At 64.0% G+C, this 19,075-nt stretch carries 15 protein-coding genes; 12 read left to right on the top strand and 3 right to left on the bottom strand.

All coding sequences use genetic code 11. The features are described 5' to 3' along the window. Positions 1-3: 3 nt before the first annotated feature. The 7 genes from ACVWZM_RS24760 to ACVWZM_RS24790 are packed head-to-tail and all read left to right on the top strand — an operon-like array spanning position 4 to position 4,748. Positions 4-468, top strand: coding sequence for a type II secretion system protein (locus ACVWZM_RS24760; RefSeq protein WP_050386340.1), 465 nt, complete (start codon positions 4-6; stop codon positions 466-468). After that, entirely contained in the window at positions 434-853 is a 420-nt protein-coding gene (locus ACVWZM_RS24765; protein ID WP_245311511.1) for a prepilin-type N-terminal cleavage/methylation domain-containing protein, read from the top strand. Before ACVWZM_RS24760 ends, ACVWZM_RS24765 begins: the two co-directional genes overlap by 35 nt. After that, a complete protein-coding gene (locus ACVWZM_RS24770) occupies positions 850-1,557 on the top strand; it encodes a PulJ/GspJ family protein (protein WP_456855171.1) in 708 nt (235 codons plus the stop codon). Before ACVWZM_RS24765 ends, ACVWZM_RS24770 begins: the two co-directional genes overlap by 4 nt. Further along, positions 1,557-2,471 carry a type II secretion system minor pseudopilin gene (locus ACVWZM_RS24775; protein WP_316398121.1) on the top strand — a complete coding sequence of 305 codons (915 nt, stop codon included), beginning with the start codon at positions 1,557-1,559 and terminating at the stop codon, positions 2,469-2,471. The genes ACVWZM_RS24770 and ACVWZM_RS24775 overlap by 1 nt, the downstream gene beginning before the upstream one ends. Then, entirely contained in the window at positions 2,471-3,544 is a 1,074-nt protein-coding gene (locus ACVWZM_RS24780) for a PilN domain-containing protein (RefSeq protein ID WP_456855172.1), read from the top strand. The genes ACVWZM_RS24775 and ACVWZM_RS24780 overlap by 1 nt, the downstream gene beginning before the upstream one ends. Continuing rightward, complete coding sequence (gene gspM, locus ACVWZM_RS24785; RefSeq protein ID WP_063790101.1) at positions 3,541-4,104, top strand: type II secretion system protein GspM; 564 nt, start codon at positions 3,541-3,543, stop codon at positions 4,102-4,104. Before ACVWZM_RS24780 ends, gspM begins: the two co-directional genes overlap by 4 nt. Further along, the gene (locus tag ACVWZM_RS24790) at positions 4,101-4,748 is read left to right on the top strand and encodes a hypothetical protein (protein ID WP_456855173.1); all 648 of its coding nucleotides are present in this window, start codon (positions 4,101-4,103) and stop codon (positions 4,746-4,748) included. The genes gspM and ACVWZM_RS24790 overlap by 4 nt, the downstream gene beginning before the upstream one ends. Positions 4,749-4,768: 20 nt before the next feature. Here the strand turns inward: ACVWZM_RS24790 and ACVWZM_RS24795 are convergent, their stop codons facing one another. Continuing rightward, the gene (locus ACVWZM_RS24795) at positions 4,769-5,206 is read right to left on the bottom strand and encodes a prepilin peptidase (protein ID WP_063790104.1); all 438 of its coding nucleotides are present in this window, start codon (positions 5,204-5,206) and stop codon (positions 4,769-4,771) included. A gap of 298 nt (positions 5,207-5,504) precedes the next feature. Between ACVWZM_RS24795 and ACVWZM_RS24800 the strand changes: the two genes are divergently transcribed. The 4 genes from ACVWZM_RS24800 to ACVWZM_RS24815 all read left to right on the top strand — a co-directional run bounded on the left by ACVWZM_RS24800 (position 5,505) and on the right by ACVWZM_RS24815 (position 10,764). Further along, a complete protein-coding gene (locus ACVWZM_RS24800; protein WP_057017731.1) occupies positions 5,505-6,290 on the top strand; it encodes an EfeM/EfeO family lipoprotein in 786 nt (261 codons plus the stop codon). Continuing rightward, the gene (locus ACVWZM_RS24805; protein ID WP_456855174.1) at positions 6,287-7,663 is read left to right on the top strand and encodes a cytochrome c peroxidase; all 1,377 of its coding nucleotides are present in this window, start codon (positions 6,287-6,289) and stop codon (positions 7,661-7,663) included. The genes ACVWZM_RS24800 and ACVWZM_RS24805 overlap by 4 nt, the downstream gene beginning before the upstream one ends. A gap of 244 nt (positions 7,664-7,907) precedes the next feature. Beyond that, positions 7,908-9,959, top strand: a complete 2,052-nt coding sequence (locus ACVWZM_RS24810; protein WP_076827494.1) for an alkaline phosphatase family protein — start codon at positions 7,908-7,910, stop codon at positions 9,957-9,959. 118 nt (positions 9,960-10,077) lie between these two features. Then, positions 10,078-10,764, top strand: a complete 687-nt coding sequence (locus tag ACVWZM_RS24815; protein WP_456855175.1) for a hypothetical protein — start codon at positions 10,078-10,080, stop codon at positions 10,762-10,764. 12 nt (positions 10,765-10,776) lie between these two features. On the opposite strand, the gene ACVWZM_RS24820 is transcribed toward ACVWZM_RS24815, so the two are convergent. Further along, positions 10,777-12,207 (bottom strand): cytochrome c peroxidase, encoded by a 1,431-nt coding sequence (locus ACVWZM_RS24820; RefSeq protein ID WP_456855176.1) that lies wholly within the window; start codon positions 12,205-12,207, stop codon positions 10,777-10,779. A gap of 306 nt (positions 12,208-12,513) precedes the next feature. On the opposite strand from ACVWZM_RS24820, the gene ACVWZM_RS24825 reads away from it, so the two are divergent. After that, positions 12,514-14,283 carry an alkaline phosphatase family protein gene (locus ACVWZM_RS24825; protein WP_456855177.1) on the top strand — a complete coding sequence of 590 codons (1,770 nt, stop codon included), beginning with the start codon at positions 12,514-12,516 and terminating at the stop codon, positions 14,281-14,283. A gap of 104 nt (positions 14,284-14,387) precedes the next feature. On the opposite strand, the gene ACVWZM_RS24830 is transcribed toward ACVWZM_RS24825, so the two are convergent. Further along, positions 14,388-18,896 carry a DUF5801 repeats-in-toxin domain-containing protein gene (locus ACVWZM_RS24830; RefSeq protein WP_456855178.1) on the bottom strand — a complete coding sequence of 1,503 codons (4,509 nt, stop codon included), beginning with the start codon at positions 18,894-18,896 and terminating at the stop codon, positions 14,388-14,390. Positions 18,897-19,075 lie beyond the last annotated feature (179 nt).

Here is a 19,075-nt window from a genome sequence, read left to right on the forward strand (position 1 = left end):
AGCATGAGTGACGCGACGCAGCGCGGTTTCACCCTGCTCGAGATGGTGTGCGTGCTCGCCATCATCGCGCTGCTGGCGGCCGTGCTGCTTCCGTTCATTCCGCACCAGACCTCGCGATCGCGCCTGCAGGCCTATGCATTGCAGACCGCGACGCTGCTGAAGGCCGATCGGAATGCCGCCATCGAGCGCAGCACCAGTGTTGCGACGCTGGTCGATGCGCCGAGCCGGGTGATCCACTCCGGCGCGTCGCGCATGACGGTGCGGATCCCCGAAGACGTGCGGTTCGATGCCGTGCTGCCGCAGAGCTGTCAGCGCCGCGCCGCACTGTCGACGATCCGCTTCTTCGCCAATGGCGGTTCCTGCGGCGGCTCCATCGCGCTGACGCGGCTCGATGCGGGATATGAGGTCCGCGTCAACTGGCTTACCGGAAGGGTTGAAATCGTTGCTCGCGACGTCGCCGCCAACTAACCGCACTGATGCGGGGTTCACCATCATCGAGGTGCTGGTGGCGCTGGCGCTGGTGGCCGTCTCGATCGTTGCGATCGGCGCCGTCATGGGCGTCAAGACGCGCGGCGTGCGGGCGCTGGAGCAGCACGTGGCGCTGATGCAGGCGGTGCGCACCTTGATGACGGTCGGCATCCCGCCCCGCGCGGAATTGCAGTCGGGCACCTCGACGGGGCAGGCGGAGGGCTACCGCTGGACGATTGATGTCAGTCCGCTCGGTGGCGACTGGAAAGTGCCCGAGGGCAATGTGCCCTGGGCTCCGGAGCTGGTACGGATTCGCGTCAAATCTCCGGGCGGTGCGCTGTCCGACATTCGCACCGTGCGCCTGATGCCGAGGTCGTCGGAATGACCCGGGCATGGGCAGACCAGCGAACGGGCGAGCGCGGCTTCACGCTGATCGAGACCATCGTCGCGCTGGCGCTGATGGGGCTGTTGCTGTCGGCGCTCGCCAGCATCACGGCGCAGTGGCTGCCGAGCTGGAACAGGGGCCTCGACCGGATCCAGCGCAGCGAATTGATCGGGATCGCGCTGGAGCGGATCGGCGCCGATCTTGCGGCCGCGGAGTTCGTTGCCGCCAACCGCGACAGCCACAAGCCGCTGTTCGACGGATCGGAGTTGTCCGTGATGTTTGTGCGCACGTCGGTGGGGCCGAATGCCGGGCCGGGGCTCGACGTGGTGCGCCTTGGCGAGACGCGCGATCGCGGCGAGTTCGTCACGGTTCGCACGCAGACGCGGTTCACGCCGCTGGCTGAAGGGGTGTCGCGGTCGGAACAGGTCCATCTCGCCAGCCCGGTGGTGCTGCTGCGCGCGCCCTATCGGCTGTCGTTCGCCTATGCCGGTGCTGACCGGGCCTGGAAGAGCGCGTGGAAGGACGCGGACAGACTGCCGGCGATGATCCGGCTGACCGTGCGCGACGCGGCGAGCCAGCGCGTCCTGTCGGTTTCGACCATCGCGCCGGTCCATGTCCAGATTCCGAGCGACTGCACCAAGCCGGACGGCAATTGCGGCGACAAGCAGAGTTCCGGCAGTGCCACCGATCAGGGGAAGACGTGATGGGCGCGTCCGGCAAGATCGGCCGATCGCCGGCCAATCGCGGTTTCGTCATCGTTGCGGTGCTCTGGATCCTGCTGGCGCTGTCGTCGCTGGCGATCATCTTCTCGGCGTATCTGGCCGCGTCGGCGCGCGCGCTGGCGGCCAGCGATCTGTCGTTGCAGACCGAGGCGCTGGTGTCGGCCGGGGTTGAGCTCACCGCCTATCAGCTGACGCTGACGGACGAGAAGACGAGGCCGCAGCAGGGGACGTTTCATTTCGGTCTCGACGATGCCAGCGTCGATGTCACCTTCACGTCGGAGGCCGGCCGCCTTGATCTGAATTATGCATCGAAGGAGATGCTGATCGGCCTGTTCGTCGTGCTCGGTGCCCGCAAGGACGCCGCCGCCGAATATGCCGACCGGATCGTCGGCTGGCGAACCCGGCCCGCGCCGGGCAGCGAGAACGTGGAGGCGGCGCGCTACAACGCGCTTGGCTATTCGCCGCGGCAGGGGCTGTTCACCCATGTTAACGAGCTGGCGCTGGTCGCCGGCATCCCCGAAGCGTTTGTCGATCGCGTGTTGCCATTCGTGACGGTGTTCAACGGTGGTCCGGACGTTGATCCGACCATTGCCGCGCCGGAAGTCGCTCTCGCCGTCGATAAGGCACCGGGGAAGGACCAGGACGGCTTCGGGGCGCGCCCGGCTTCGCCGAACGGAATCGCTGCCGGAACGCAGGCCCCAAGCCAGCAAAGCGCGGCATCGACGGCGCAGAGCCCGTGCTACCGGATCGCAATCTCGATCCGCTTCCGCAACGGTCACCGGACCACATCCGAGGCGGTGATCGCACTCGGTGACAAGGTCGAGCCCTATCGGGTGTTGTCCTGGCAAAACGACGTCGAGGCGCGAATTACGGCTCTGCCGCGCAGGAGAGGTTGATGGCAATGCTTGCCGAGGCACGGCAATGGTTCGAGCAATGGATCGCCGCGGTCGCGACGGCCGTCGACGGCGTCGCCGGCATGTTCATGCGCCGGCGCAGCATCGAGCTCGACGAGAATGGCGATGGTACGTTCACCGCCCGCCTCGCGGTCTCGAAGGATGGCTCGCCTTCGATGCCGGTTTCGTTCCGGCTCGATCACGATGCGCCGCAGCCTCCGCTGCCGGCGGAGTGGAAGACCGCGTTCGACGGCAGCCGCATCGAGGTGCGTTTGCGATCGGATCAAATCGTCAGCCGCGTGCTCGATTTCCCGAGCCAGGCAAGCGACTTCCTCGACGGCATGATCCGCGCACAGGTCGACCGGCTGACTCCATGGAGCGCTGCCGATGCCGTGTTTGGCTGGAGTTCGCCGCAACCGATCGCCAATGACCGCATCGAAGTCGCGTTCGGCGCGACCGCGGCGGCGAAGGTCGATCCGTTGATCCGGATGGCGACGATGCTCGGCGCCGCCTCCGTCGCGGTCTTCGCGCCGGCGGTTGGCGGCGACGGCGCCGCGCAGCAGGTGACGCTGCTCGACAAGTCGCTGCGCGGCCTTGCCGGGCCTTCGGTTCCGCGGCTGTTGCGCGTCAGCCTGGTCTCGACGGCGGCCGCGGCCGCGGTCTCGCTGCTGCTGAACATCTATCTCGGCGGGTGGCTGCAATCCGAGCAGGACGACCTGCAACACCGGATCGCGCAGCGCCGCGCCGCGCTGCGTCTCGATGCCAATGGCGACTCGTCCGGGCTCGGCCTGCTGGCCAAGCGCAAGCAGACGACGCCGTCGAGCGTCATGGTCCTGGAAGCGGTCTCGCGCGTGCTGCCCGACACGACCTATGTGACGGAGCTTCGCATCGAGGGCAACAAGGCGCAGGTGGTGGGACTGACCCAAGATGCGCCATCCCTGATCCGGCTGCTGGAGCAGTCGCCGCAATTCACCCGCGCGACGTTCTTCGCGCCGACGACGCGTGCGGCAAATGAATCGGCCGAGCGGTTCCACGTCGAGGCCAACATCACTGCTTATTTTGGGTCCGGCTCATGAGCGCAGCATCCCGATCGCTGACCGCTGTCAGCACCTCGCCAATGGTCGCGACCGCGAGCTATCTCGGCCTGTTCGTGCTGCTGCTCTTTGTCGTCATCTCGTCGCTCTCGGACATCATCGGCCTGCGCAGCGATGTTGCGGCAGCGGCCGGATTGCTGGAGCAACTGGAGGGGCGATCCAGGGCGAATACCGCGCCAGGTCAGCCGGCGATGCCGACCGGCTCGGCCTATCTCGAGGGGGCGACCGTCACGGTGGCCGGCGCCACCCTGCTGCAACGGGTGTCGGGTGCGGTGATCAAGGCCGGCGGCAACGTGCTGTCGACGCAGCTCGATGTTCCCAACGCGCCGGCCAAGGCCGGCTTCATCAGCATGGTCGCGAGCAGCGAGATCGAGCAGGCGCAATTGCAGCAGGTGCTCTACGATCTGGAAGCTGGCATGCCGTTTTTGTTCATCGACCAACTGGTCGTGCAACCCGTCGCCGACGAGGCCGCCAAGGGCGCCGATCCCGGCAAGCTGCGCGTGCTGCTCGGCGTCTCCGGACAATGGCGAGGAGCGAAATGATGCGACGCTTCGCAGCGACCATCGTGCTGTTGGCAGTGTCGGCCTATTCGGCGCCGGCCGCGGTGCCTGCCCCGTCCGGCGATGCATTGGACGCCGGGATGCTCGACGATACCCGTCTCGGCGGACCGGTGCTGAGTTCACCGCCGCCGTCCGAGCTGGTGACGTCGGTCCGGGTGACACCGTCGCCGGCACCGACACCCCGGCCGCTTAGCGCCAATCCGTTGTGGGGCATCCCGCTCAAGACGCTGTCCAACACGCGCGACCGGCCGGTGTTCTCGCCGTCGCGGCGGCCGCCGCCTGCCGTCGTTGCGGAACCGGAGGTCAGCAAGCCGGCGCCGCCGCCGCCGCGCAAGGTCGCGATCGAGCCACCGCCGCTGTCGCTGGTCGGCACCATCGCGGGAGATGACGAAAGCTTCGGGATCTTTCTCGATCAGTCGACCAAGACGGCGCTGCGGCTGAAGATCGGCGACGACTTCCAGGGATGGAAGCTGCGGTCCATCAACGGCCGCGAAGTCACGATGCAGAAGGACGATCAGGGGGCCGTGCTCACATTGCCCCAGCCCGGTGGCGACGAGAGCGGCGATGTCCGCCTGGTTCCGGTCAGCAGCGAAAGGAAGCCCTTGGCCGCGCGGCGCCAGATGTGACCGCGCGTCGGACCGAGATGCTAGTTCAACGCGAGCCAGCTCTGAAGGGCCGGCGTCACGAGAAGCCCGAGCGCCAGAAACGGGCCGAACGGGATCGAGGTCTGGCGCTTCATCTCGTGACCGGCGAGTTGCAGGCCGCCGGCAACACCGAGCGCCGCGAGTGCCGCGATCAGCAGCAAGGTCGGAACGCCTGTCGCGCCGACCCAGATCGCCGCGGCGGCAAGAAACTTGACGTCGCCAAGTCCCAATCCGTCGACATGCCGCAAGGCGAAGTAAAGACGCTGCAGTAGAAGGAACACGATGCCGACCAGGACCGCAATCGCCATGGCGGTGAAGGCGGCCATCGTGCCTTCGGTGACGACGACGTTGGCGAGACCGAGCGCCGCGATCGCAAGGTTCAGCCAATTCGGGATGATGCCGTGGCGAAGATCGATCAGCGCGACCGCGCAGCAAAGCATGCAAAGCGCGCCGTAAGATCCGATAAAATAGAGAGCTTCGCGATCAATCTGCATGACGACGGACAAGTGTGACGGGTGCGAACGTTGTGTTGCAACAACTCACGCGCGTTGAACAGTCCAATTTCAATCCGTCTGCAGCAGCGCCAACGAGTTTGCGAGATTGTGATCGTCATCGACGATCGCGAAGCAGAAAAGATGCGACAAAAAGTCTGCGCTGTCACAAATCCGCATAGGATACCGACAATAGTTCGCCCCGCTACATGCCGCGAGCCCTTCGTGGCAGACGAGTGGGTTGACTATGCACAAGATGCAAGTGGCGGCGTGCCTTGCTTTGCTGGCAGCGTTCGCAGGCGTGCGCGCCGCGAATGCCGGCGCTCTCGAGGAGGGCGCCGAGCGCTACCGGCCATATTTGATCGAGGGCGTCGCCAGTGCGCTGACAGGCGCGCGTGCACTGCGCGAGCGCGCCGCAGCGGCGGATTTGCCCGGAGCGAAGAAGGCCTGGCTGTCGGCGCGCGCCGGCTGGGAGCGCTCGGAGGTGTTCACCGCGGGCTTCGTGCCTGAGCTCGATGCGCAGATCGACGCCTGGCCCAACGCGGACAGCGGGTTCCACGCCATCGAGGCGAAACTGTTCGGAGCTGCCAGCACCGACGTTGCAACGGATGCGACCGGCCTTGTCGAGCATCTGAACGATCTCCACGGCAAGCTCAAGGATATCAAGCTGACGCCGCAGGGCCTTCTGGATGGCACGGTGCGGCTTGCCTACGAGGTCGGAGAGAGCAAGGCCGATGGCGGCGAGTCGCGCATCAGCGGCACCTCGCTGGACGACATGCGCAACAACATCGCCGGCATCGACTTCGCCTACCACACGATCTTCTCGGCCGCGCTCAACACGGTCGACGGCAAGCTCGACGAGATGGTGACCAACCGGATCGAGCAGCTCGAAGCGATCGTCGCTACGCCCGACCTGCCGCATGTCAACATTGCCGATCTGCGCCAGACCAGCGAGGAACTGGTGGTTGCGTTGCAGAGCGCCTCGGCAAAGCTCGGGCTGCAGCGGCCGACCCTGGAGGCCCAGGCGCGATGACATCGCTTCACCTGCGTCTGGCCACGCTGCTCTCCGGTGTCATCGCCCTGGCACTGCTCGGGCGTGCGGTGGCGTTTCCGGTCGACGGTGACAAGACCGTGCTGCCTGTCGCGACCGAGCTGAACGAGGATGCGCTCGACAAGCCGCGCGAGGTGTTCCAGTCCGAGCGGACCGGTGCCAAGTCCTATCTGGTGAATCTCGGCGATCTCGCGTTCAATTCGCCGGGGCTGCTCGGTGACGTGGCGCGGCAGGCCGGCGTGAGCTGCGGCACCTGCCATGTCAATGGCGCGAACAACGCCAAATTTTTCATGCCGAAGATGTCGAGCCGGCCCGGCACGTTCGACACCACCGGTCCGCTGTTCAATCCGAAGGCCAACAATCTGGCGTTCGATCCAGTGCGGATCCCGAGCCTGCGCGGCGCCCGTTATCTAGCGCCCTACGGTGCAGACGGCCGATTCGCCTCGCTGCGCGACTTCGTCCGCAACGTCATCACCAACGAGTTCGCAGGTCCCGAGCCGTCGCCGGCAACGCTCGATGCGATCGTGGCGTATATTCACGACATCGACTTCCTGCCCAATCCGAGCCTTGGTCCCGCCGGACGGCTGGCCGGCAAGATCAGCGACGCGGAGCGCCGCGGCGAGGTGCTGTTCGCAAAGCCGTTCCCGCACGATCCATCATCGAGCTGCGCGGGATGCCACGTTCCATCGTCCGGCTTTGTCGATCACCAGCAGCACGACGTAGGTTCGGGCGGCCTGTTCAAGACGCCGACGCTGCGCAACGCCGACTTCAACGCGCCGTACTTTCACGACGGCCGCTTCGACAATTACAACCAGGTTGTCGATTATTTCGACCGGACCTTTCAGCTCGAGCTCTCGGCGCAGGACAAGGACGACCTCGTCGCCTATCTCACGGCGGTCGGCGATGGCGTTCAGCCCTATGAGCGCGACGGTGCCGGTGCAACGTTGAAAGAGATCAACGATTTCTCGATGGTGCTCGCGACTGCGATTCCGTCCGGTGACAAGGACATCGTCGCGCTGGCGGTCGATACGATCGGCCGCGAACTGCGCGAGTTGACCGAGCAGTATCCCGACCGCAAGAACACCAGCGTCTCGGGCGGGGAGCAGCAGCGCGTACTTGCGCGCAACGGCCTCAAGGAGCTCGTGCTCACGCTGCGGCGAATCGAGATGGCGGTTGCGGCAGGGCGCAACGCGGATGCCGCAACCGAGTTCAGGAATTATCGCAATCTGATGGCTGCTGCAGTGCCTGCGCTGTTGGCCAGCGCCGAGCCGTGGTCGCTATTCAATCAGGGCGTGCATGACCAACATTATGCTGCGCTTCGCCAGGTGATGCGCTCCAGGCACCTTTCGCATTGATTGCGTTGTATTGAAGTGATTTTGCGATCTGCGCTGCGGGCGCGGATGCTCGATCAATTTTCGATCATTGGTTGCATGATTGAATCGTGGAGATGCACCGCGCGGCGGCAGATGTCTCCTTAGAAAATATTTGAACGTTTCGAAATTTCTTGCGCGCTTTCACGTAAGCGAAAACCATGCGTCATATTGTCGCACTAAACAGTGTGTGTTGCTAACCGCAAACACCCTGAGGTCGACAATGAGTTTGAATTACAAAAAGCACTGGCGAACCAGCACCGCGCTCTGCATCGCGTCAACGGTGCTCGTCGCAACGGCCGCATATGCTGCTCACTATCCGGGCGGCCGCAGTGATTGGGACAAGCGTCCGCATCACAATCACCAGGCGCACGAAGAGGGCGATCGTGCGAATCATGGGAACCATGGCCATCATGGTGACGGCGATCACGGCGTGAAGACCGCGTCGCCGATCAAGCACGTCATCATCCTGATCGGTGAGAACCGCGGCCTCGATCACACCTTCGGCATCTACAAGCCGAAGGGCAAGGGACAGACCATCTCCAACCTGTTGTCGAAGGGCATCGTCAACGAGGATGGAACGCCGGGACCGAACTTTGCGCAGGCGCAGCAGTCCTCGGTCGCGGGCCAGCCCTTGTACTATATCGGCGCACCGACCATCGCGAAGTCGCCCTACAACGCGACCAACCCGATGCCGCAGCCGAACACGGCCGGCACGCCGACCGCGCAGAGCGACACCGCGCCCCCGTTCAAGACGATCGCCGAAGCCAGCGTCGAGAAGGACATGGACCCGGCCGATCTCGATATCCTCACCACCGGCTTCAGCGGCCTGCCGACCGGTGTGCTGGATACCCGCATTCCCGGCGCCGGCGGTCTGAACGGACCGTTCCAGTTGCAGGGTGAGCAGATCAGCGACGACGACTATACCGGCGACTCGACGCATCGCTTCTATCAGGATTGGCAGCAGGAAGACTGCAGCGCCGCCAACGCCACCAAGAAGAACAATTCGGGCTGCCTGAACGATCTGTTCCCGTTCGTGATGGCGACCTATTCGGCGTCCAACAAGAGCATGGCCAACTCGATGGGCTTCTACAATGCCCAGCAGGGTCAGGCTCCGGTCCTGAAGATGCTGGCCGACCGCTTCACCCTGAGCGACAACTTCCACCAGTCGTTCCACGGCGGCACCGGCGCGAACCACTTCATGCTCGGTACCGGCGACGCGGCCTTCTGGAGCGACGGCAAGGGCAATCCGGTGACGCCGCCGGCCAACCTGATCGCCAATCCGAATCCGGTCGCGGGTTCGGTCAACCGCTACACTGTCGACGGCAATTGGAGCAATTGCTCTGATGTCTTCCAGCCCGGCGTCAAGCCGATCGTCACCTACCTCAACAATCTGCCGTACGCGGCGGAGCCGAACTGCAAGCCCAACCACTACTACATGCTCAACAACGTCAACCCGGGCTATCTGCCGAACGGCGCGCTGTCGGGCGGTAACAACGTGCCGCCGTCGTCGGTTCGCACGATCGGCGATGCGCTCATGGAGAAGAACGTCTCCTGGGCGTTCTATGGTGGCGCGTTCAACGACGCCGTGGCGCTTTCCAACGCCGCGGTTGCCGCCAATCCGTCGAACCCCAACCTCAGCGCCGCTGCGGTCGCCGATCCGGCGCACGCGCTCGGTGTTGCCTACTGCCAGATCTGCAATCCGTTCCAGTATGCGACCTCGATCATGGCCAACCCGGCCGTGCGTCAGGCTCACATGAAGGACACTGCCGATCTGATCACGGCGATCCGGAACAACACGCTGCCTGCGGTGTCGTTCGGCAAGCCGGACGGCCTGCTCGACGGTCATCCGCAGAGCTCGAAGGTTGATCTGTTCGAGGCCTATGTCCTAAACGTGCTCAACTCGCTGGACAACAATCCGGAGCTGAAGGCTGAAACCGCGGTCTTCATCACCTGGGACGAGGCCGGCGGCTATTGGGATTCCGGCTACCAGCAGTCCATCGACTTCTTCGGCGACGGACCGCGCATTCCGACCCTGATCCTTTCGCCCTATTCGACGGGCGGCAAGGTCAACCACAACTACGCCGACCACGTTTCGCTGCTGAAGTTCATCGAGCGCAACTGGGCTCTCCAGCCGCTCACGAACCGCAGCCGCGACAACCTGCCGAACCCGACCTACTCGAAGAACAACGAGTATGTTCCGACCAACAGCCCGGCATTGTCTGATATGTTCGACGCGTTCGACTTCAGCAAGCCGGTCACGTTGTCCTACACCGAGTGATCAAGCTCTCGCCCACGGCGAGGTCTTGACTGCATCCAAGGGCGGCGCCGATCGAACCAATGGTTCGGTCGGCGCCGTCATGTTGTGTCCCTGCCACCTGATCGACCGGAGACATGCGATGAAACGCAATAAGAAGACGTGCGCGATCAGCAGCAGCGTCGCGGCTAGCCTGCTTGCCGTCGCCATCCTGGCCGGCGCGGCGATCCCGGCCATGGCGCAGCAGTTTTCCGCCGACCTCGTCGCGAACAAGGACGACACGGCAACCGCCATGGGAGCCTTGCGGGTCTCGGGCGGAAAAGCACGGATCGAGACAAGCGCGCTGCCCGACGGGTTCTTCCTGATCGATACGGGCAAGCCCGCGGCCTATTTCGTCCGTCCGGCGGCACGGGCTTACATGGACGCGCGGCAATCGAGCCCGCTCACCCGGATGTTCATTCCGGTCGATCCGGATGATCCCTGCCAGCAATGGCTGGCGATGGCGCAGCTGTCCGCGCCGATCGACCTCGCGACGTGGCACTGCCAGCGCGATGGAACGGAAACCATCGCGGGGCACGACACAGACGTCTTTCGAATCGCCGCGCCGTCCGGTTTGAGCTTTGTCGGCTGGATCGACCGCGCGCGCAGATTTCCGGTACGGATCAAGACCGCGGATGGGACGGTGATCGCTGCCGATCACATCCGCGACGAGCCGCAGCCGGCGCAGACGTTTGAAATCCCCGCAGGCTTGCGCAAGTTCGACCCGCAAGCGCTGATCCGTCGGATCCAGCAGAGTGACGTATGGGTTGAGCCGCCGGCTTCGGAGTGAGCACGCCGTCCGTTAGTGCGACTGCTGGCTTGTTACCGGCAGGATCCGGCCGAGCGCGGTGTAGTGCGACTGATGCACGTTGCTGTTGAACAGCGACCAGGGTTCGGCCTTTTTCAGAGCGACGGGTACGTCGAAGTGCGCCAGCTGCGCAAAGTTGCGATATTCAGCCATCGCGTCGTCGATACGGCCGGCGGCGACGTCGAGATCGATGCGGCGCAGGGTGAGAACGAGGTCCTTCAGGATCGCGCGCGCCGCCAGCCGCTCGTCCTTGCCACCGATCGCGGTGTTCCTGATGTCCGGGATGCGCTCGGTCAGTTCGCGCAGCTCGGCTCCGACCCCGGTCACGGCCAGCGACACCACCGCGGTGTCGGCAGCCGGGATCGCGACCTCGAGGACGCTCGAGAGCTCGAGCACCTCTTTCATCCGGAGCATGACGCCGTCCTTGTCGAACGGGCGTTCGCCGTCGCCGACCGCATTCAGATAGGCCACGAGGTCCTGGGTGTCCTGGGTCGACAGTTCGAGGTCGAACACACGATCGAAATGATCGACCACCTGTTCATAGCTGTCGTAGCGGCCATCGTGGAAATACGGGGCGTTGAAGTTGGCGTTCAGCAAAGTCGGGGTCTTGACCAGTCCACCGGATCCGACGTCGTGGCGCATCTGGTCGTTGAAGGTTCCACCCGGAACATGACAACCGGCGCAGCTCAGCTCGGCCTGCTTCGGGAACGGCTTGAAGAACAGCTCTTCGCCGCGGCGCTCGGCCAGGCTCGCCTGCGCGGCAAGCCTGCCGCCGGGCGCAATCTTCGGATTGGGGAGGAAATCGATATCGTTGATATAGGCGACCAGGCCGTCGAGAACCTCGTCGCGCGGCTTCGGACCGGAAAATTCATTGACGATGACATTGTAGACGAAGTCGCGCAGCGAGGTGATGCGCCCGTCATGTCCGTAGGGGGCGAGGAAGCGGGCGCCGCGCAGGCTCGGAATCCTGACCGGATCGAGGATGCTGTTGAACGTCTTCGCGTTGAAGGCAAGGCTGGTCGTATCGAAGGTGCCGGGGCGGGAGGATGCGCCCGGAACGAACAGTTTCGGGTTCGATGCGCCGTTGACGTGACAGGTGCCGCAGCTCATCTCGGCCTGACGCGCCTTGCCGCCCAGGATGGAAGGCGAGTTGAACGCAAGCTCGCCGAGATTGACCAAATAGGACTTTCGCCCGCCGACGGCTTCGGAATGAAAGAGTTCGCGCGGCCGCGCCAGCGCTTCCTCGGAAAATTCGGTGCCGGTCGGCAGCACGGTCTGGTCGCCGCCGAGCGGGAACGCCGTCGCGCGCAACGGGAGCAGGGCAACGACGAGCGCCAGCCACGCGACCCGTGCCGGTCTGACGCCGCGATCGGCGGCTCTCGCACGATGTTTTCCGGAGCCGGACGCCAGAATGTCCCAAGCCATCGCGCGAATACGCCCCTGTCACAAATGCATATGCGCTGCCGTGCGTCGGAAGATGTCACGGAGGTGACAGTTTCCTGTCGGCAGGATCAATGACCATCTGACTGGATAGACGAATTTTGATTGCGGTTTGATGACGCGCGATCAGCGAAGCGCAACGCAGTCTGCGTTTGACACGATGAAAGTCTGTTGGTGCGCGAGCATCTTTCCGCGCGTTTGCGCGCGCGTCGAAAAACAGTCATCCCAGCGAAATGTGTTTTGCATAGCGTGTAGCTCCATTTCTATTTCTTTCTAAATCAGGAGAGCACTATGCGGCTTTGGGGAGCCATTCCGGCGCTCGCGGTTGTTGCTGGCGCCGTTGCCATCTCGCCGGTAGCAAACGCAGAGAATTTGGTCGAAAAGATCGTTGATGAGTTCAAGCACGAGATCAAGGACGAGCTGCGCGACCTGCGGGATCGTGGCCATGAAGGCGTGCACCAGTACAAGCACATCGTCGTCATCTATCAGGAGAACCACAGCTTCGATAACCTCTACGGTCACTGGGGCGACGTCGGCCGCGACCGGATCAACGGCACATCCTACGCCGATCAGGCGCACACCCTGCAGGTTCGGCAGGACAACCAGACCGTCTATGCTTGTCTGCTGCAGAACGACGTCAACCTGACTTCTCCGTCGCCGCAACCGACGAGCTGCACCGACAATACGGGCACGGTCGCGATCCTGAGCGCCTTCAAGAACAAGCCGTTCGAGATCAATGAATTCATTCTGACCTCGGCCACGACCTGCCCGAAGCCGCTCGGCGCTTTCGCGGCTCACGGTTTCCTCAACGGCACCGGCGCGCCCGGCGGCTGCACCGCGGACATCGTGCACCGCTTCTACAGCGAGCAGTACCAGCTCAACGGCGGCCGGCAGAACCGCTACATGACCGGCAGTGATGCGGCGGGTCTGGTGATGGGCTATTACGACACCAAGAAGCTGCCCATCTACACCTATCTCCACGGCAACGGCGCGCCGAACTACATCATTGCCGACAGCTTCTTCCAGGGCGCCTTCGGCGGTTCGTTCCTCAACCACCAGTTCCTGGTCGCCGCCGCGGCGCCGCAGTTCGTCGGTGCCCTGAATGACGGCAGCGCCAACGACTTCCACTCGATCGTCGATGCCAACGGCATGCCGACCAGCACGCCGCTCTACACGCCGCTCTCGACCGTGAAGGATGCGCAGCTGACGGCGAAGTGCAATCAGGCCGGCCTGCCGGCGGGCCTCGCCTGCGGCGACTACGCGGTCAACACCACGCAGCCGTTCTATCAGCCCTATTCCCCGGGCACCGCCGACATCAAGCGCCTGCCGCCGCTGCACACGCCGAACATCGGCGATCGGCTGTCGGCAAAGCGCGTCGATTGGGCCTGGTATTCGGGCGGCTGGTCGAACGCCAACGGCGACGTCGGCGCTTCGGGCTGGACCAACGGCAACGGTACGACCTGCACCGACCCGAACCATGTTTCCACGGCGGTGTTCCCGAACTGCCCGGACGTGGATTTCCAGTACCACCATCAGGCGTTCAACTACTTCGCCAACTACGCGCCCGGAACGCAGGCCCGCAAAGATCGCCTGAAGGACGAGGCGGAGTTCATCCAGGCGGCGAAGACCGGCCGGCTGAAGCAGGTCAGCTTCATCAAGCCGATCGGCGAGGAAAACGAGCATCCGGGCTACACCAGCGAGTCCGAAGGCAGCCAGCATCTCGTCGATCTCGTCAAGGCGATCGTCGAGGGGCCGGATGGCAAGGACACGCTGATCGTCATCACCTATGACGAGTTCGGCGGGCAGTGGGATCACGTTCCCCCGCCGCCGTTCAACCGCCATGGTGCCGAAGCCAAGGCTGCGGACCAGTGGGGCCCGGGCACCCGCATTCCGGCGCTCCTGATCGCCAAGCGCTTCAACAAGTCGGGCGTCGCGCACGAGGACTTCGACACCACGTCGATCCTCAAGATGCTTGAAAAGCGCTTCGACCTCGACCCGCTGGTGACGCGCCCGGTGCGCAGCCTCTCGGCGGCGCTGAAGGCCGGCGAGGGCTGGCACTGACACGAGAAACGCTGCCGGCCCGCGTCAACGTCCGACGCGGGCCGGAGTGCCGGCCACGCGCCCAAGGGATCGCTAGACGAAGGGATCGCTACAAGAAGCGATCGCTACATGATCAGATCGTGTAGCGGATGGGTCACGACGGCGTCCGGCGTATGGTCCGGGAAGAAATCTGTTTGGTGCTCCGGGACAGCCGGCCCCATTGCCGGCGTTCCACCAGTTGCAACTCCTTGCGCCAGCTGAAATCCGGCGGAATCGTCGTGGCGGCCGAACCATGCGAGGCTTTGATCAAACTGTGGAGGGGACGAAGCTCCCTGCTGTTCAAGGCTCGAAGGCTCCGCGAAATGAAAGGACTGCTCGGTCGTTCCCGACGTTCCGCCGTCTACAAAGGGCAAGATTGCCTGAGACAACGCCGCGTCCTCGTGGCTACTCGTTGACATCGGACTAACATCGGGTGCGGGAGCGCTGGCGCCGACCGGCGGCGCGGGGCTGTCCTGGCTGGCGGCGAATATGAAGGTGTCCATCCCCGCCGTGTGGCACTGAATATCGACCTGAAGGCTGCTCGTCGCCGAATCGCCGTCCGCATCGACCGCCGTCACATCGAACAGCAGATCCGCATTGATGCTCGTCTTTTCGGTATAGCTGATGTTGTTGATCGCGAAGGTGGGACACCCGGCTTCCACCCGATCGTAGTCGACCTGGACTTGATCGAACGACCTGTCAACGTAAAGCGTATACGTCGTCGTCGTGGCATCAAAGGTGTAGGTGTCGATCAGCGAAGCATCCGATGTCTCCTGCACCACGAAGCCGGCGCTGCCGCAGAGCGGCCTGGGAACATCGATGCAGAAGTCGTGAACGTCGGCGCTGCCATCAAGAACCTTGAGGATCACGCCGGCGGTGCCGTAGCCCTGCCATTCCGTGAGATTGAAGCCGACCTGCGATTGCTTCTCGGTGAACGCGAGATTCAACTGCTCGGCCGGGTCCATCTGCAGTCCACTGTCGCCGACCGCAATACCGCAGTCCGATGCCTTGACATCGAGCGGCTGGCCGGCGCAGTCCGACCCGGTAATAACCAGTTGTCCGTCCGGAGCCGTCAATGACGGCGTGCCGCAGATCGGGGCATCAAAATCGGAGCCATGGACGGTGACGTCCTTCGACGGCCCGGCGTGCTCGAGATCAAAGCAGAATGTTCCATCCGGATTGATCAGCAACTTGAAATAAGGATCGTCCAACCTACCGCCGCAATCGGTAAGATACGCGTCGAGCTCGACGCCGCCGCCCACCTCATGGGTCGTATAGTAGAAGTTGTAATCATCGCCATGTCCGGTGACGTGCACCGCGGTGATGCCGTTGCCCAGGCATGATGTGGCCAGATCATATCCCGAGCAGCCGACCGGACCGTTGTGGACGGCAACGAACATCGCGGCATCGCCATCCGCGCCGAAATTGATATCGTAGGTACCTGTCGCAGTCTGATGATCCTGAGCGGCGACGAAGGTCTCCGGGAAGCTGCAAATGGTCGGGTGATCGTCCGTGATCGTCAGTTGCTTGCCGAGGTCGATGCACGCGCTCTGGAAGTCGCCGTCCTTGTCCGTGATGGTGGCAACCAGGCTTACGACGCCGGCGGTCAGCGACACGGCTTCGCCGCTGTCAGGGCCGGCGCAGGCCGGATGCGTCACCGCGCGATATTCGGTGAAGGTGACGCATCCCGTGGCCGGATCAACCGCGATGGTGAATGCCAGCGCGCCACTTGCTGTGCCAACATGGCCTTCGATGGTGTTGCCGTTCAGAACTAGCACGTCGGAGCAGCCGGTATGCGAATCGATCAGACCGGATGGGGTGCAGTCACCTCCGTTGATCGACAGTGCATAGTGAGCCGTCGCGCCGTCGGCGCCCTGGAGCGAGCTGAACGCCGTCGAGAATTCGGCGGAAATTTTCGTCAGCGCCGCGTCCGGTGCCGAGCCCGCGACATGGTCGTCCAGTGCCGTTGCCGTCAGGTGCGTCTCGCTCAGCGTCAGCGACGGAGCGGTGCAATTGGCTCGGATGCAGGGGCCATCGTCGCTGATGGTCAGCCTGCTGCCGAGGTCGAGGCCGGCGCTCTGGAAGTCGCCGTCCTTGTCCGTGATCGTGGCAGTCAGGCCCACGATGCCCGCGGCCAGCGATACGGCTTCGCCGCTGTCCGGGCTGGTGCCGAGCGGCTGCTCCACCGGCCGGTAGTCGGTGAAGGTCACGCGTCCCGTAGCCGGATCGAGCGTGATGGTGAATGCCAGTGTGCCGTTGGTCGCGCCGACGCGGCCTTCGATCGTGTTGCCGTTCAGAACCAGCAGGTCAGCGAGGCCGGTATGCGAGTCGATCAGCCCCGATGCCGTGCCGTTGCCGCCGGTGATCGTCAGCGCGTAGCGGATGGTCGCGCCATCGGCGCCTTGCACCGAAGTGAACGCGGTCGAGAAATCGGCGAAAGTCGTCGTCAGCGCCGCGTCCGGTGCCGAGCCGGCGATGTGGTCGTCCAGCGCCGTTGCCGTCAGATGCGTCTCACTCAGCGTCAGCGATGGGGCTGTGCCCGCCGCCTCGATGCGCGGGCCATCGTCCGTGATTGTCAGCTGCTTGCCGAGATCGATGCTTAGATCCTGGTACTGGCCGTCGCTCTCCGTGACCGTCGCGATCAGGTTGACGAGGCCGGTCCCCAGCGCGATCCCTTCGCCGCTGTCAGGGCTGGTGCCCGACGATTGTTCGACCGCGCGGTGCTCGACGAAGGTCACGCGGCCCGTGGCCGGGTCAACCGTGATGGTGAACGCGAGCGCCCCGCTTGCCGTGCCGACATGGCCTTCGATGGTGTTGCCGTTCAGAACCAGCAGGTCAGCGAGGCCGGTATGCGAATCGATCAGCCCTGACGCCGTACCGTTGCCGCCGGTGATCGTCAGTGCGTAGCTGACCGTCAGACCCGGTTCGGTGACGAATGCCGCCGAGAACTCGCCCGATGTCGTCGTCAGTGCGGCGTCCGGTGCCGAGCCGGCGATATTGTCGTCCAGCGTCGTCGCTGTCAGATGGGTCTCGCTCAACGTCAGCGATGGCGCGGTCCCAACCTCGATCAGCGGGCCGTGGATGGTGAGTGTCACCGTCTGCGGGGTTCCGCCGATCGTGGTCACCGTGAAGCTGTCGGTCAGCGTGTTGCCGACATGGAGGGCTTGCACGGAGCTGTTGGCGTTGTCGAGCGTATAGGTCCACACGCCGGCCGTTGTGAGCGTGAATGAGCCGTAGCCACCTGCGCTTGTCGTCGGCGCGTTCACGGCGGTGAAGGTATTGGCGGGATCGTCGACATCGGTGTCGGTGAGCGTGCCCTTTGCGATGAGCAGGCCGGGCGAGGCATGACTGACGCCGACCGCACCCACCACCGCGCCGGCCTTGGTGCCGGAAATGATGGAGGCGTCATCGGCGCCCAGGATGCTGATGTCGAAGCTCTCGCTTGCCGAAAGCGCGCCGTCCGAGACCGTGATCACGAAGCTCTGGGTCGTGTTGGCCTTCAGCGCGTTGATTGCGGTATTGTTCGGAACGAAGGTGTAGCTTCCGGTCGCGCTGTTGAGATAGAGCGTGCCAAAAGTACCGACGCTCGACACGTCGTATGTCGCCTGTCCCAGCACCGTATCGCCTGTGGCGCCTCCGCTGATGCCGAATTTCAGTGCGCCGCCCTTGATGCTGCTCGCGGAAAAGGTCCCGCTCGCCGCATTGAAGTCGTCAAATATCACCGTATCGATTTCAGTCGGCCCCGCTCCGAGGTTCAACTTCGGCGGAACCGGCGGCAGCTTGAAGAGATCATTTTTCGCGAAGGTCGCTACCGGCAGCGGCCCGAGCGTATCTTGCACCGGCGACAGCGGGGACTGCTGAATAAAATTGATCGGCAGCAGCAGTTGTCCGCCTTCGAGAGCAGGCATGCCGGATCCTTTCGATGCCGGTCCTTTCTCGAAATAGGCAAGGGTCTCCTGTTGGGCCTCCCGTAATTCCTCCATGTGCGAAGGGGAATTCGTGGCATGGTTCACGCCGACGGAGGAGCCTCTTCTGCTCAGGATGATCGTCTCTTCGGGATCCTCGACGACGATGTGACGGGGGATCGCCTCCTTGGTGACGAGTTCGAACACGCCGTGGTGGAGGTCCTTGTATTTGATGTTGTCGTCGTCCAGGAGCGTGACGTTCGGCTCCGCGGCCCGGGCGTCCTCCAGCAGCGAGAAGGTCAGGGCGGCCAGCGACAGCATGCCGAGGCCGCTGGCGCGGATGGTGCCAACCGGTGTGTCCGCCGTCAGGACGCCAGACCCTGCGAGCCGGCTGCCGATGAGGCGGAAGAGGCTTCTGGTTTTCGCGAACAGGCCCGGCCGCAAGCCCCCGCCGGGGTCCTGCGCGATGTCCAACTCCAGCCGGGTGCCGGCCGGCAAATTGAGCACCCTGCCATCGACCAGGCGGATTTCGATCCGCCCGCCGGCTCCGACCTCGATGACGTCACCCTGGCGAACGGGATCGCCAGCTACGATTTGAATCGGTATGCCGCGGGCACCCGCGATCGTGCCGCAGCCGATCGCCGTCCGAACAGTGCCAACTAAGCGGGGCGGTTGGCCCAAAACGGCCATGCACGCGTCCCCGAACTCTACGCCGGACGCAACTGACATTGGCTTTTTGCCTGTTAGGCAGTTCGAGCGGAAAGTGGCGCCGCAGTCTTTTTATTTTGGCTTGGTTCGGCCACGCGGCGAAAAACCCCGCGCCGTCAGCCATAGGCTTGTCCGCTGAAACGTCCTGATTGAAACCAAAT

The sequence above is a fragment of the Bradyrhizobium sp. USDA 4501 genome, assembly GCF_054062115.1.